Source organism: Candidatus Nanopelagicales bacterium (assembly GCA_041393815.1).
Taxonomy (GTDB): Bacteria; Actinomycetota; Actinomycetes; order S36-B12; family JAWKJK01; genus JAWKJK01.
The window spans coordinates 666,696-681,796 of sequence record JAWKJK010000001.1 but is presented as its reverse complement, the minus strand read 5'-3'; the positions used below and the strand labels follow the sequence as shown (position 1 = coordinate 681,796).

The 15,101-nt window shown below is 72.8% G+C and carries 10 protein-coding genes; 7 read left to right on the top strand and 3 right to left on the bottom strand.

Features of this window, described 5'->3' with window-relative positions; translation table 11 throughout:
- The first annotated feature begins 227 nt into the window (after positions 1–227).
- On the top strand, positions 228–2,255 hold the full coding sequence (locus R2737_03085) for a thioredoxin domain-containing protein (GenBank protein ID MEZ5115232.1): 2,028 nt from the start codon (positions 228–230) through the stop codon (positions 2,253–2,255).
- A gap of 115 nt (positions 2,256–2,370) precedes the next feature.
- Entirely contained in the window at positions 2,371–2,898 is a 528-nt protein-coding gene (locus R2737_03080; protein MEZ5115231.1) for a hypothetical protein, read from the top strand.
- Positions 2,899–3,176: 278 nt separating this feature from the next.
- Here the strand turns inward: R2737_03080 and R2737_03075 are convergent, their stop codons facing one another.
- Positions 3,177–5,135 carry a DUF222 domain-containing protein gene (locus tag R2737_03075; protein MEZ5115230.1) on the bottom strand — a complete coding sequence of 653 codons (1,959 nt, stop codon included), beginning with the start codon at positions 5,133–5,135 and terminating at the stop codon, positions 3,177–3,179.
- A 163-nt stretch (positions 5,136–5,298) separates the two neighbouring features.
- Complete coding sequence (locus R2737_03070; protein MEZ5115229.1) at positions 5,299–5,973, bottom strand: hemolysin III family protein; 675 nt, start codon at positions 5,971–5,973, stop codon at positions 5,299–5,301.
- A gap of 105 nt (positions 5,974–6,078) precedes the next feature.
- Here R2737_03070 and R2737_03065 point away from each other — a divergent pair, with 105 nt between their 5' ends.
- The 3 genes from R2737_03065 to R2737_03055 all read left to right on the top strand — a co-directional run bounded on the left by R2737_03065 (position 6,079) and on the right by R2737_03055 (position 9,530).
- Positions 6,079–6,840, top strand: coding sequence for an isoprenyl transferase (locus R2737_03065; GenBank protein ID MEZ5115228.1), 762 nt, complete (start codon positions 6,079–6,081; stop codon positions 6,838–6,840).
- A gap of 197 nt (positions 6,841–7,037) precedes the next feature.
- On the top strand, positions 7,038–8,363 hold the full coding sequence (locus R2737_03060) for a PhoH family protein (GenBank protein ID MEZ5115227.1): 1,326 nt from the start codon (positions 7,038–7,040) through the stop codon (positions 8,361–8,363).
- A 522-nt stretch (positions 8,364–8,885) separates the two neighbouring features.
- Positions 8,886–9,530 carry a hypothetical protein gene (locus tag R2737_03055; GenBank protein ID MEZ5115226.1) on the top strand — a complete coding sequence of 215 codons (645 nt, stop codon included), beginning with the start codon at positions 8,886–8,888 and terminating at the stop codon, positions 9,528–9,530.
- Between the two features lie 91 nt (positions 9,531–9,621).
- Here R2737_03055 and R2737_03050 read toward each other — a convergent pair whose 3' ends face one another.
- On the bottom strand, positions 9,622–11,292 hold the full coding sequence (locus R2737_03050; GenBank protein ID MEZ5115225.1) for a fumarate hydratase: 1,671 nt from the start codon (positions 11,290–11,292) through the stop codon (positions 9,622–9,624).
- Between the two features lie 100 nt (positions 11,293–11,392).
- On the opposite strand from R2737_03050, the gene hutH reads away from it, so the two are divergent.
- Positions 11,393–12,898 (top strand): histidine ammonia-lyase, encoded by a 1,506-nt coding sequence (hutH, locus tag R2737_03045; protein MEZ5115224.1) that lies wholly within the window; start codon positions 11,393–11,395, stop codon positions 12,896–12,898.
- Positions 12,899–13,004: 106 nt separating this feature from the next.
- On the top strand, positions 13,005–15,101 hold the full coding sequence (locus R2737_03040; protein ID MEZ5115223.1) for an EAL domain-containing protein: 2,097 nt from the start codon (positions 13,005–13,007) through the stop codon (positions 15,099–15,101).

Here is a 15,101-nt window from a genome sequence, read left to right as displayed (position 1 = left end):
ACCCCCCGTGGCTGACGACCTTCATCGGGCCCCCAGATCGACCGCGGCGTCGCCGCTGCTCTTCCATGCTAGGCCGACGCGCGGCCCGCGGCCGGTGGATGTGAGGGTCGTTACGGCCAGGGTAACGACCGGCGGCGGCGCCCGCGACCGGGGTTTCCGCTCGTGCCTCGCCCCGGGCCGGGGGAGGATGGCCGGGTCCGGCTCCGAGCCTCCCGGAAGGACGACCCGTGCCGAACCGTCTCGCGGACGCGACCAGCCCGTACCTGGTGCAGCACAGAGACAACCCGGTGGACTGGTGGGAGTGGGGACCGGAGGCGTTCGAGGAGGCACGCCGCCGGGACGTGCCGGTGTTCGTGTCGATCGGGTACTCCGCCTGCCACTGGTGCCACGTCATGGCGCACGAGTCGTTCGAGGATGACGGGACGGCCGCCTACCTGAACGACCGTTTCGTGAGCGTCAAGGTGGACCGGGAGGAACGACCGGACGTCGACTCTGTCTACATGGAGGCGACCGTGTCGCTCACGGGGAGCGGCGGCTGGCCGATGTCGGTGTTCGTCGACCACGACGGCAACCCGTTCTACGCGGGCACGTACTTCCCGCCGGCGCCGCGGCACGGGATGCCGTCGTTCCTGCAGCTGCTGCAGTCGATCAGCGACGCGTGGCGAACGCGTCGGGATGACGTGCTGCAGTCGGCGGAGCGGATCACCGCGGCGCTGACCTCCCGTCAGATGCCACCGGCGGGTGAGGAGCCGCCGCCCGCGGAGCTGCTGGACGCGGCAGTGCGCGCGTTGGAGCGGCAGTACGACCCGGCGCGCGGGGGGTTCGGCGGGGCGCCCAAGTTCCCGCCGTCGATGATCCTGGAGTTCCTGCTTCGCCAGCACGCCCGGACCGGTGACCCGGCCGCGCTGGCGATGGTGGTGGGGACCTGTGACGCGATGGCGCGGGGCGGCATGTACGACCAGCTGGCCGGGGGCTTCGCGCGGTACTCCGTGGACGCCGACTGGGTCGTCCCGCATTTCGAGAAGATGCTGTACGACAACGCCTTGCTGCTGCGGGTGTACCTGCACTGGTGGCGGCTGACGGGGTCTCCGCTGGCGGCCCGGGTCGCGCGCGAGACCGCAGAGTTCCTGGTGCGGGACCTGGGGACGCCGGAGGGGGGCTTCGCCTCCGCGCTGGACGCCGACACCGACGGGGTCGAGGGGCTCACCTACGCGTGGACACCGGATGAGCTCGTCGAGGTGCTCGGCGCGGACGACGGGGCGTGGGCGGCCGCGCTGCTCGACGTGACGGAGCACGGCACGTTCGAACACGGCCGTTCGGTGCTGCAGCTGCGCCACGACCCGGACGACGCCGACCGCTGGGAGTCCGTACGGGTCCGGCTCTTCGAGGTTCGCGGTCAGCGGCCGCAGCCCGGCCGGGACGACAAGGTGGTGGCCGCGTGGAACGGCCTCGCGATCGCCGCTCTCGCGGAGGCGGGGGCGCTGCTGGACGAGCCGCGGTGGGTGGAGGCGGCCGAGGCGGCCGCCGACCTGCTGCTCGCCGTGCACCTCGGCGTGGGGGAGCACGGGGACCGGCTGTGCCGTACCTCCCGCGACGGGCGACCGGGTCGCAACGACGGGGTGCTGGAGGACTACGCCGACGTGGCGGAGGGGTTCCTCACCCTGTTCGCCGTCACCGGCGAGGAGGAGTGGCTGGCGTTCGCCGGGGTGCTCCTGGACGTGCTGCTGTCGCACTTCGCCGACGGGCAGGGTGGCTTCCACGACACCGCGGACGACGCCGAGCGGCTCGTCCGCCGGCCGCGGGACCCCTCGGACAATGCGACCCCGTCCGGCTGGCTGGCCGCCGCCGGTGCGTTGCTGACGTACGCGGCGTACACCGGCTCGGACACCCACCGCACAGCGGCGGAGCGGGCGCTGGGGGTGGTGTCGAGCTTCGCGGTGCGGGCGCCCCGGGCCGTGGGCTGGGGACTGGCGGTGGCGGAGGCCCTGGTCGACGGGCCGCGGGAGGTCGCCGTCGTCGGGCCTGCAGACGACCCGCGCACCGGGGCGTTGCACCGGCTGGCCCTCGGCTCGCCGGCCCCGGGCCTCGTTGTGGCGGTGGGGGACCCGGCCACCGATCCGTCCGTGCCGTTGCTGCGCGACCGGCCGCTGGTGGGCGGGGCGCCCGCGGCGTACGTGTGTCGGCACTTCGTGTGCGGGTTGCCCACGACGGATCCGGCGGTACTGGCGGGGGAGCTGGGGACCCGGGTGGGTTGACGGGAGCGCGGTGCCGAGGTGCGCTCCGGGACCCGTCCGGGTGGCCCTGTCCGCCCTCGGTGAACCAGGCTCCGGTGCTATGGACGCAAGCAGGTAATCATGTAATCGTCGCTCCATGACGACGACACAGGACGCCGCGGCCACGATCCGCGGCTGGCTGACCGGACGACTCCCGCAGGACTGGTTCACCGCCGCCCCCGAGGTGACGGTGGACCGCGAGGAGATCACCATCGTGGGAACGCTGCCGGCCGTCGAGGTGGCCGACGATGCGGCGGACGCGGAGCGGTCCGCCGCGGCGGCCGGACGTGCCGCCGCCTTCCGGGAGTCCACCCGGGAGGCCCGGATCGAGATCGCCCGCGAGCTGGAGCACCGCGCACAGCGGCACGTGGCCTGGGGCGTGGTGGTCGACGGCAGGCGGGAACTGTTCACCAACCTGTCGGCACCGGTGATGACGCGGCTGCGCCAGCCGGAGCGGGTCGTGCTGGACACCCTGGTGGAGTCGGGGGTGGCCCGGTCCCGCTCGGACGCGCTCGCCTGGTGCGTGAAGCTGGTCGGACGCAACGCCGAGACCTGGCTGGCCGAGCTGCGCGAGGCGATGGAGCAGGTGCAGCGGGTTCGGGAGCAGGGCCCCGACGCCGACTGAATCCACCGCCAGCCGGCGGACGCCGCCCGGGTGGGTGGCGCGGCCACGGACGGGGCCACCGGTGTTCGCGGTGGCCTTCGTCCGTGGCCACCGCGTGTCTCGCTCGTCGGGATGCGGCGCGCGGGCAGCTGGCACGCCGGTCGTGGGGAGCGTGGTCCATCGTCCGAGTTGCCGATCCATGTCGGCCTGCGCGCTGCACCGCCGACTCACCGGCACCGCGTGACCGCGGCGGGATGGGCGGGCAGCTCTCCCGCGCTGCACCGGAGAGCGCGACGCGGTCAGGCAGCGAGGTACGCGGTGAGCCAGGTCTCGAGCGCGCTGACCGACGGGACGGTGCTGCCGGGTGAGTCGGTCCTGTCCGGCGGGTCGGTTCGGGCGCGGTCTCCGGCCTCGAGGGTGTCGGGGTCGGCGATCTTCGGTGTGCTCGCGGGAAGGTCAGGACCGACGGGACCGGTGTCCCAGATGGGGTCCGGGGGTGTGGGGTAGGTGTGTCCGGTGGGGCTGGTCCACCGGATCCTTCCGCTGCCCGGATCCGGTGCGGCGGACCAGGCCGTGTGGGTCTTGATCCGGTGATGCCGCCGGCAGGCCGGATGCAGGTTCGCCGCTGTGGTGTTCGCCCCGTCGTAGGTGGCCGCGTGGTCGAGGTCGGTGTGGACTGAGGGGATGGTGCAGCCGGGGAAGGTGCAGGTGGTGTCCCGGGCGGTGACCAGCTCCCGCAGCCGGTCGCTGGGCCGGTAGCGGGCGGCGCCGGTGGCGACGAGGCGGCCGTGGTCGGTGAGGAACGCCCGCCAGGCATCGGCGGTGGCGGCGAGTTCGCGGGCGAGGGGTGCGGGGACCCAGCCGTGGCCGGGGACCCAGCCGGGGTTGTCGGCCAGGCCGAGCAGGGTGGCGGCGTCGACGATGACGACCGCGGACGACCACGACCGTCCCCGCCCGCCGCTGCCACCCGTGCCAGCGCCAGCGCCCGTGCTCGCTCCAGCGTCCGCACCAGCACCCGCGTTCGCCCCTGTGCCGCCGGCGGTGTCCCTGCCTGAGGTCCCGCTGCCTGAGGTCCCGGTGCCGTTGCCTGAGGTCCCGCTGCCCGTGGTCCCGGTGGCCGCGGTCGCGGCGCTGCTGCCGTGGGCGACCATGCCGGTGGCAGAGCCGGTGGTGGGCGGGGCGTCGCCGCTGTCGTGGCCCAGGGTCCGCATGAGCAGGCGGGCGGCTTCGATGACGGCGTCGGCGCGCAGGGCTTCCAGGGTGGTGTCGGGGTGGTGCGGGCAGCCGAGCTGGTGCGCCCGGACGCTGCCCGGGTCAGCGGCGGCAGCGGTGCCGTGACTGCCGGTCGCGCGATGGCCGCGCAAGGCGGCGAGGGTGCCCACCGGCCCGGCGGCTCGGGTGGTGTCGGTGTCGTCGGGGCAGGTGCACGGGCCGAGCAGGGCGGTGAGGTCCGCGGCCGGGTCCTTCAGGGTGGCTTGCCGGGCGCGGGCCCAGGTGTCGAACTGGCGCCAGGCCCATGAGGCCATCGGCTGGGAGGCCTCCAGGGTGATCTTGGCGCGGAAGTCCGGCAGCGGGCTGATCCGCAGGGACCGTTCCCGCCGCCTCTTCTTCGCGCGTTCCGCGGCGGCGGCGGCGTCGATCCTGAGGATGGTGCGGCGGATGCGGTGCCGCAGCCGGCCCGGGGTCTCCTCCGCGTACCGCGAGGGCTGCCCGTCCGCGTCCGGCAGGGTGTCGGCGACGACGACCTGCACGACCTTCTCGGTCAGGTCCGCGGACAGCTCGGCGGTCTCGGACACCACCGCGCACAGGTGCCCGTACCCCCACGCCCCGGTCTCCAGCATGCCGGCGACCGGGGCACCGGGACCGGCCAGGAACCGGGCGGTACTGATGCGGTCCGACGCCGCGGTGGTGGACAGCCGGCAGGCGGCGGCGACCTCGGCGTGCCGGGCCTCCTCCACGCACTCGAACGGCCCGAGGTCCACCGGGCCGCCCGCCTCGTCGTCCGGGTCGGGATCCCCGGCCGGCTCCGGCCCGACCACGGGGACGATCGCGGCGTACGACCGGGCGGTCACCCACGCGGCCTGGGCCTGCCACGTCGTCAGGAACACCACCCGGTCATGCCCGCACAACGCGTCGGGGTCGACCTGCTCCAGCAGACCGATCGCCACCGGACCCGGCCCCACCGCCACGGCCTGCGCGAGCAGGGCGGCGTCCCACGCGCGGGAGGTCCGCGGACCGGGAACCACGGGATCGAACATGTGTACGAGTGTACCCGCCAGGTCCGACACCGCGCAAGACCCTGTGCACACGAAATCCGTTACGCCGCAGACGAAAACCCGGCATCGCTCTGCCCCGACGCCGCCGACGTCCCCGACGTCCCCGACGTCCCCGACGTCCCCGACGTCCCCGACGTCCCGGGCTCTACGTCGCGATCCGGAGCACCGCCAGCCACACCGCCACGTGCTGCACCGTCCAACCCCCGAGCGTGAACGCGTGGAACACCTCGTGGAACCCGAACCATCGCGGCGACGGGTCCGGCCGGCGCAGGCCGTACACCAGCCCGCCCAAGGAGTACAGGACGCCGCCCACGACGATCAGCACGAGCACGGCGGTACCGGCGGTCCGCGCGAAGTCCCCGAGGAAGAACACCGCCGTCCACCCCAGCGCGACGTAGATCGGGGTGTAGAGCCACCGCGGCGCCTCCACCCACAGCACCCGGAACACCGCGCCCAGCAGGGCTCCCGACCACACGACGAGCAGCAGCGTCCGGGCCGTCCCCGGATCCAGCAGCGCCAGCGCGAACGGCGTGTAGCTGCCCGCGATGATGAGGAAGATCGTCGCGTGGTCGAGGCGCTTGAAGACGCTCTCCCCGCGCCGCCCCCAGGCCAGCCGGTGGTACGCGGCACTGATCGCGAACAGCAGCGTGGCGGTGACCGCGTACACGCTCACCGCGACCCGCATCGACGACGGGGACAGGACGACGAGCACCAGCCCCGCAGCCGCCACGGCGGGCGCGGCACCCGCGTGCAGCCAGCCGCGCAGCGCCGGCCGGACCCCCGCGGGCGAGCGCGAGGGGGCATCGACGATCTCGCTCACGGCCGGGAGCGTACTCCCTACGGTTACGTCAGCGTAGGTTGCCACCCTGCCCGACGTCACCGCCACCGGGCGGGTTCGGGCCGATGCGCGCGGTAGCCTCCGAGCGTGGGCCTGTCCGACCTCCTCTACGGGGCGTACGAGCGCCGGCTGCGGGCGCAGATCCCGCCGGACCGGCACCCGCGGCACGTCGGCGTCATCCTCGACGGCAACCGCCGCTGGGCCGAGATGCACGGGTCCACCTCCTCGGCCGGCCACCGCGCGGGCGCCGCCAAGATCGAGGAGTTCCTCGGCTGGTGCGAGGAGGCCGGGGTCGAGGTCGTCACCCTGTGGCTGCTCTCGACCGACAACCTCACCCGTCCCGCCCCGGAGCTGGCCGCGCTGATGGGGATCATCGAGGACACGGTGACCGCCCTGGCGTCGACCCGACGCTGGCGGCTGCACCCGGTCGGCGCCCTGGACCTGCTGCCCGACGAGACCGCCCGCATCCTCAAGGAGAGCGCGGACCTCACCCGTGACGTCGACGGGATGATCGTCAACGTCGCGGTCGGGTACGGCGGCCGGCGCGAGGTGGTCGACGCCGTCCGCGCCCTGCTGCACGAGCAGGCCCAGCGCGGCGGCAGCCTGGACGAGCTGGCCCAGGTGCTCGACGTCGAGGACATCGCGCAGCACCTCTACACCAAGGGCCAGCCCGACCCCGACCTGCTCATCCGCACGTCCGGGGAGCAGCGGCTGTCCGGGTTCCTGCTGTGGCAGAGCGCCCACTCGGAGTTCTACTTCTGCGAGGCCTACTGGCCCGACTTCCGGCGCGTCGACTTCCTGCGTGCGCTGCGCGCCTACGCCGACCGCCACCGCCGCTACGGCGCCTGACCCGGCGCCCGACACGGCTTCCCCGCCCCCGCGCCAAGTTCCGCCACCCGACATCCGCCGTCCACCCGGCGTCGGCGTGGCGCTCCCCGTCCCGGGCCCCACCGGGCCGTAGCGTCGTCCGCACCGGGCCGGCGCCCGCCGGTCCACCGACTGCCGCGGGGACCGGCTCTCGGCCGCCCCGCACCGGGGAGGCCGATGTGCCCGCTGCCCGACGACGCTCCTCCCGCGCGCGTGATCGCCGCACGTACGTCCTCGACACCAGCGTCCTGCTCTCCGACCCGCACGCGCTGCTGCGGTTCGACGAGCACGAGGTGGTCGTCCCGGTCGTGGTGGTCACCGAGCTGGAGGCCAAGCGGACGCACCCGGAGCTGGGCTACTTCGCCCGAACCGCACTGAGGTTGCTCGACGACCTGCGCGTCGAGAACGGACGCCTGGACGAGCCGATCGCCGTCGGCCACGCCGGCGGAACCGTGCGGGTGGAGCTGAACCACACCGACACCTCCGTGCTCCCCACCGGTTTCCAGCTGGGGGACAACGACTCCCGCATCCTGGCCGTCGCGCGCAACCTGTCCGCCGAGGGCTGCGACGTCGTTCTGGTCAGCAAGGACCTCCCGATGCGGGTGAAGGCGTCGGTGGTCGGGCTGGCCGCGGAGGAGTACCGCGCCGAGCTCGTCGTGGAGTCCGGCTGGACCGGGATGTCCGAGCTCGAGGTCGCCAGCGGTGACATCGACGCGCTGTACGACGACGGCGTGGTCGACGTCGAGGCCGCGCGCGAGCTGCCCTGCCACACCGGGCTGGTCCTGCTGTCCGACCGCGGCAGCGCGCTGGGCCGGGTCACCTCCGACAAGCGGGTCCGGCTGGTGCGCGGGGACCGCGAGGCGTTCGGGCTGCACGGCCGCAGCGCGGAGCAGCGGATCGCGCTGGACCTGCTGCTCGACCCCGAGGTCGGCATCGTCTCCCTCGGCGGTCGCGCGGGCACCGGCAAGAGCGCGCTGGCCCTGTGCGCCGGGCTGGAGTCGGTGCTCGAACGCCGTCAGCACCGCAAGGTGGTCGTCTTCCGGCCGATCTACGCCGTCGGGGGACAGGACCTCGGCTACCTGCCCGGCACCGAGCACGAGAAGATGTCGCCCTGGGGCCAGGCCGTGTTCGACACCCTCGGTGCGCTCACCACGCAGGAGGTCGTCGAGGAGGTCGTCGACCGCGGGATGCTGGAGGTGCTGCCCCTCACCCACATCCGCGGCCGCTCGCTGCACGACTCGTTCGTCATCGTCGACGAGGCACAGTCGTTGGAGCGCAACGTCTTGCTGACCGTGCTGTCGCGCATCGGGCGGGACTCCCGCGTGGTGCTCACCCACGACGTCGCCCAGCGGGACAACCTGCGGGTGGGTCGCCACGACGGGGTCGTGGCGGTGGTGGAGAAGCTCAAGGGGCACCCGTTGTTCGCCCACGTCACGCTGACCCGCTCGGAGCGCTCGCCGATCGCGGCCCTGGTCACCGAGATGCTGGAGGACCTCCCGATCTGACCCGCCGCGCCGCCGGCGAGGCCGACCCTGGGGAGACCCCGAGGGCGTCCCGGAGTGACCCGGAAGGGCCGTTTCCGTTGTCGCGCAATGCATCCGCCCCGTGACGAAGCGTGTCATCTCCCCGATCCGTCCCGACCCGCGGGACAGCAGTCCCCGGGACTTCCTGTGGTCTACCTCACACGGCCACGTGGGGCTGCGTGGGCGAGATGTCCGTTTCGCTCCCCGTACGTCCCTTATCGGCGTGAGGGGCGCCACGTGACCTTGGCGTGACATTCCTGTGACATGCGGGCACGTTAGAGGCGCAAGCTCCCCGTGCCGGGAGCGGATCGGACGCCCACGCGTCAGCCGAGGAGGAACTCGGTCGGTCCCCTACCGGCGCCGCCCGCCGGGCGCCCCACGCGGCGCCGCCGGGCCCGAGCACCGCCGAGCGAGTGAGTCCGGAAGTCCGGCTCGGCTGTGACCGCGACAGGGGAACGCCAGCGTCGGCGCGCCGGAGCGCGACGCCCGATGAAGGAACTGTTCGTGGTACCTCAGCTCGTGACCGGGTTCGTCGCCGCGTCCCTCACCCTGGGACTCGTCGCCGGCCCCACGTTCGCCGAGACCTCGCAGGGGTCGGGCGCCCAGACGCTGACGACGACGGCCACCGACGCCGCCGCCCTCGCCCAGGCCGAGGCCGCCGAGCGCCGCGCCGCCGAGGCGGCAGCCGCGGAGAAGGCCCGCAAGGAGGCCGAGGCCAAGGCGAAGGCCAAGGCCAAGGCGAAGGCCGAGGCCAAGCGCAAGGCCAAGGAGCGCAAGCGCAAGCTGGCCGCGCAGCGCGCCGCCCGCGCCGCCGCCCGGCTGGCCAACGACATGACCGGCGTGCACCGCAGCGCCTACACCGGCAAGTACTACGACGCCCGCTACGAGAGCACCCGCAAGTGCATCGTGAAGCGTGAGTCGATGGGCTACTACCGTGTCGTGTCCTCCAACGGCGCGTGGCACGGGGCCTACCAGTTCACGATCGGCACCGCCGCCGAGGCTGCCCGCCGCATGGGCCGCCCGGACCTCGCGGGCACGTCGCCCGCGCGGTGGAACCGCGCCGAGCAGGACGAGGCCTTCTGGACCATGTGGAACCACGGCCGGGGCTCCGGCCACTGGCGTGGGGGCCGCTACAGCTGCGGCTTCTGACCCCAGCCACCCCAGCACACACGTCGGGGCCGCACTCCGTATGAGGGAGTGCGGCCCCGACGCAATTCGGCTGGTCGACTTCGGTTGTCGCTCAACGACTCTCGGGCGGCCCCACGGGGATCGTGAGGGCCACCGGTCGCAGCGTGTCCGCGAAGAAGTCGTTGCCCTTGTCGTCGACGACGACGAACGCGGGGAAGTCCTCGACCTCGATCCGCCAGACCGCCTCCATCCCCAGCTCGGGGAAGTCCAGCACCTCGACCTTGCGGATGTTGTCCTTCGCCAGCCGCGCAGCCGGGCCGCCGATCGAACCGAGATAGAAGCCGCCGTTGTCCCGGCACGCATCCGTCACGGCCTTCGACCGATTTCCCTTGGCCAGCATGACGAATGAGCCGCCGGCACGCTGGAACTGGTCGACGTAGGCGTCCATCCGGCCCGCCGTCGTCGGCCCGAAGGAGCCGGACGGGTAACCCTCCGGCGTCTTGGCCGGTCCGGCGTAGTAGACCGCGTGGTCGCGCAGGTACGCGGGCATCGGCTCGCCCCGGTCCAGCATCTCCTTGATGCGCGCGTGCGCGATGTCGCGTGCCACCACCAGGGGCCCGGTCAACGAGACCCGGGTCCGAACGGGCAGCCGCGACAACGCCTTTCGGATCTCGTCCATCGGCTGGTTCAGATCGATCCGGACCACGTCGTCGTCGAGGTGCTCGTCGGACACGTCCGGCAGGTACTGCGCCGGGTCGGTCTCCAGTTGCTCGAGGAACACGCCCTCCGGTGTGATCTTCGCGAGCGCCTGCCGGTCCGCGGAGCAGGACACCGCGATGGCGATGGGGACCGACGCACCGTGCCGCGGCAGCCGCACGACCCGGATGTCGTGGCAGAAGTACTTTCCGCCGAACTGCGCCCCGATCCCGAACTCCCGCGTCATCGCAAGGACCTCGGCCTCCATCTCCAGGTCGCGGAAACCGTGGCCGAGCTCCGACCCGTGCACGGGCAGCTCGTCGAGGTAGTGGGTGCTGGCGTACTTCACCGCCTTCAGGGCGTACTCCGCGCTGGTGCCGCCGACGACGATGGCCAGGTGGTAGGGCGGGCATGCCGCGGTGCCGAGCAGGCGGAGCTTCTCGTCCAGGAACGTCCGGAACGACGCGGGGTTCAGGATCGCCTTCGTCTCCTGGTACAGGTAGCTCTTGTTCGCCGAGCCACCGCCCTTGGCGATGTACAGCAGCTTGTAGGTCGTCTCGTGACCCGGCTCGGTGTCGGCGTACAGCTCGATCTGGGCGGGCAGGTTGGTCCCGGTGTTGCGCTCCTCCCACATCGACAGCGGAGCCATCTGCGAGTAGCGCAGGTTCAGCTGCTCGTAGGCGTCGAACACGCCCCGGGAGATGGCCGCCTCGTCCGGGCCCGTCGTGAGCACGTGCTGGCCGCGCTTGCCCATGACGATCGCGGTCCCGGTGTCCTGGCACATCGGCAGGACGCCGCCGGCGGCCACGTTCGCGTTCTTCAGCAGGTCCAGCGCGACGAACCGGTCGTTCGGGCTGGCCTCCGGGTCGTCGAGGATCGACCGCAGCTGGGCCAGGTGCGCCGGCCGGAGCAGGTGCTGGATGTCGCGCATCGCCTCGAAGGTCAGGGCGCGCAGGGTCTCGGGCTCGACAGTGAGGAAGGTGCGCCCCCCCACCTCGACCGTGTCGACCCCGTCCACCGCGATCTGCCGGTACGGGGTCCGGTCGGGACCGAGGGGGAGCAGGTCGGTGTAGACGAACTCGGGCATGCTCCGACCCTATGCCCGGGTACGACGCGGCACACTGTCACCGGCGCCGCCGCGGCACGACCCGGTTCCGCCCGGCCGACCTTCACGAAGGAGTCCCCTGATGACGCAGACCGTGACCGTCGGGACGTTCGGAATGACGCGTGCCGATGTCGTCGCCGTCGCCCGCGAGGACGCCCGGGTCGCGCTGTCCGACGAGGCGCTGGTCGCGATGGCCGTCGCCCGCGCCCATGTCGAGCGGCTGGCCGTGGCCGCGGAGCCGGTCTACGGGATCTCCACCGGCTTCGGTGCGCTGGCCCAGAGGCACATCCCCGTGGCGGACCGGGTCCAGCTGCAGCGGTCGCTGGTCCGCTCGCACGCGGCCGGCTGGGGCGACCCGGTCGAGCCCGAGGTGGTCCGGGCGATGATGCTGCTCCGGCTGAAGACCCTGGCCTCCGGCAGGACCGGCGCTCGCCCGGTCGTCGCCGAGACGATGGCCGCCCTGCTCAACGCCGGGATCACCCCCGTCGTGCGGGAGTTCGGTTCGCTGGGCTGCAGCGGCGACCTGGCGCCGCTCGCCTCCTGCGCCCTGGTGCTCATGGGCGAGGGGGAGGTGCTCGGTCCGGACGGGACCGCGGTCCCGGCGGCCCCGATGCTCGCCCAGCACGGGATCGCGCCGGTCGAGCTGCACGAGAAGGAGGGCCTCGCGCTCATCAACGGCACCGACGGCATGTTGGGGATGCTGATCCTCGCGATCGAGGACCTGTCGCACCTGTGCGACGTCGCCGACATCGGCGCGGCGATGAGCGTGGAGGGGCTGCTCGGCACGGACAGCGTCTTCCGGGCCGAGCTGCACGAGCCGCTGCGGCCGCACCCGGGGCAGATCCTCAGCTCGGCCCGGATGCTGCACCACCTGGCCGGGTCCCCGATCGTCGCCAGCCACCTGGAGAGCGACGACCGGGTCCAGGATGCCTACTCGCTGCGCTGTGCCCCGCAGGTCACCGGTGGCCTGCGCGACACCGTGACGCACGCGACCCTCGTCGCCGACCGGGAGCTGGCCGCCGCGATCGACAACCCGGTCGTGCTCGACGACGGTTCGGTGTCATCCAACGGCAACTTCCACGGGGCGCCGGTCGCGTACGTGCTGGACTTCCTGGCCATCCCCGCGGCCGACGTGGCCTCGATGGCCGAGCGGCGCACCGACCGGATGCTCGACGTCAAGCGTTCGCACGGCCTGCCGCCGTTCCTCGCCGAGGACCCCGGGGTGGACTCGGGCCTGATGATCGCCCACTACACCCAGGCCGGCCTGGTGTCGGACTGCAAACGGCTGGCCGCACCCGCCAGCGTCGACTCGATCCCGAGCTCGGCGATGCAGGAGGACCACGTGTCGATGGGATGGCACGCCGCCCGCAAGCTGCGCAGCATCGTCGACAACCTCACCGCGGTGCTCGGCATCGAGCTGATGACGGCGGCGCGCGCGATCGAGCTGCGCCAGCCGCTGACGCCGTCGCCCCGGAGCCGCGCCGTCGTGGACGCCCTGCGGGAGACCGTGCCGGGTCCGGGTCAGGACCGCTACCTCGCCCCTGAGGTCGAGGCGGCCGCTCGCTTCGTGCGTGCGATGCCGGCCTGAGCGCCGATCGCCGGCGTCCGCCCGACGTGCCGTCGGGTGGACACCTCCACGCCCTGGTGCTTCTCTGGGACCGGCCACGATACTCGTGACCTCTCCGGGGGGAGCGATGGACACCTCGTCACCTGCGACGGGGCAGCCTGACGCCGGCAGCGAGTTCGCCGGCGGCGATCCGCAGCAACTGTTCCGCGAGTCCCTGGACCAGATCGACACGATCATGATCATCACCCGGTCCCGCCGGGACGCGTCCGGCGAGATCGTGGACTTCGACTACGTCTACCTCAACGCCGCGGGCCTGCGGATGATGGGCCGGGCGGCCGAGGAGATCCTGGGTCGCGGCCTGGTCGAGATGTTCCCCTCGCACGTCCCCGACGGGTGGTTCGACGTCTACAAGAGGGCCGTGGAGTCCGGGGAGAAGCAGCACGTCTTCATCCCGACGTTCGACGAGAACGGTGTCCGCGGCTCCTTCGAGGTGGACGTGTGGAAGTTCGGCGACGGCTACGTGATGTTCGGCCGGGACATGAGCGAGCAGCTGGAACGCCAGCGGGCGCTCGAGGAGTCCGAGCGGAGGTTCCGCAGCACCGTCGAGTCCGCGACGGTCGGGATCGCCCTGGTCTCCCCGGAAGGCACCGTCGAGTCGGCCAACCCGGCGTTGTGCCACATGCTCGGTCGCGACGTCGACTCCCTGGTCGGCTCCCGCTACGACCTCCAGATCAGCCCGGAGGACCGCGACCGTGTCGACCAGCAGGTCGAGGCGCTGCGCGGCGGAGCCGACCGGATCATGCTGAGCGACCTGCGCCTGGTCCGGGTCGACGGCCAGACCGTCTGGACCCGCTGCGCCGCCATCGCGTTGCGCGGACCGGACGGCGAGGTCCAGCACTTCATGACCCAGTTCGAGGACATGACCGCGGAGCACCGGGCCCGCGAGGAGCTGGTCTACCGGGCCTTCAACGACCCGCTCACGGGTCTGCGCAACCGGTCCTGGATCGCCGACATCCTGGAGACCGAGCTGCGCGCGGCGAAGCGCAGCGGCACCGGGGTGGGAGTGCTGTTCCTCGACCTGGACAACTTCAAGGTGGTCAACGAGTCGCTCGGGCACGAGGCCGGGGACGAGCTGCTGGCGATCGTGGCGGACCGCGTCGCCGGCGCTGCCGGTGTCGACGTCCACGTCGGGCGCTCGGGCGGGGACGAGTTCGTGGCCGTGGTGCCCGGTGTCGCGGAGCCGCGCGCGCTGGAGCTGCTGGCCGACCGCATCATGATCGCGATCAACCAGGAGGTGTCGCTGCAGGGCCACCGGGTAGTCCCCACCGCGTCGCTGGGCATGACCGTGTCCACGGCGAGGTCGACGTCCGCGACGCTGCTGCGCGACGCCGACGCGGCGCTCTACCGCGCGAAGTCCGAGGGCCGGGCGCGCTGGGTGTTCTCCGACCTGCGGATGCACGAGCGCGCGATGGCGCGGCTCACGGTCGAGGACGGCCTGCGTCGCGCGCTCGTCGAGGACGGGTTCGAGGTCCACTACCAGCCCGTCATCAGCCTGCGCGATCGCACGGTCGTCGGGCACGAGGCACTGGTCCGGTGGCGTGACCCCGTCCGCGGGCTGCAGCTGCCCGGGACCTTCCTGCAGGTCGCGGAGGAGACCGGGCTCATCGTCCCTCTGGGCGAGCTGGTCCTCCAGAAGGTCTGCGCACTGCTGCGTGACCGACCCGACCTGCCCGGTCGCATGAGCGTGAACGTCTCCGCGGTCCAGCTGGCTCGACCCGAGTGGGCACACCGCTTCGCCGCCACCCTCGACGAGTACGGCGTGCCGCCCGACCGGCTCATCGTCGAGATCACCGAGACGGCCGCGCTGACGGTCCTGGACTCCACCCGGGCGGACCTGGCCCGCCTGCGCGACAGCGGTGTCGGGCTCTACCTCGACGACTTCGGGACCGGCTACTCCTCGGTCGCCGTGCTCCGCGACCTCCCCGTCACGGGCCTGAAGCTCGACGCCAGCTTCGTGCGGGCGCTCGACCGGCGCGACCAGGCGAGCAGCGCGCTGGTGACCGGGATGGCTGGCCTGGTCGCCGGTCTCGGCCTGGCCGCGGTGGCCGAGGGGATCGAGACGGCCGACGAGGAGGAGACCCTCCTCGTGTCGGGGTGGGGCCTCGGTCAGGGCTACCTGTACGCGCGCCCCGGGCCCGAGCCGTTGACCGAACTCGGCTCCTGA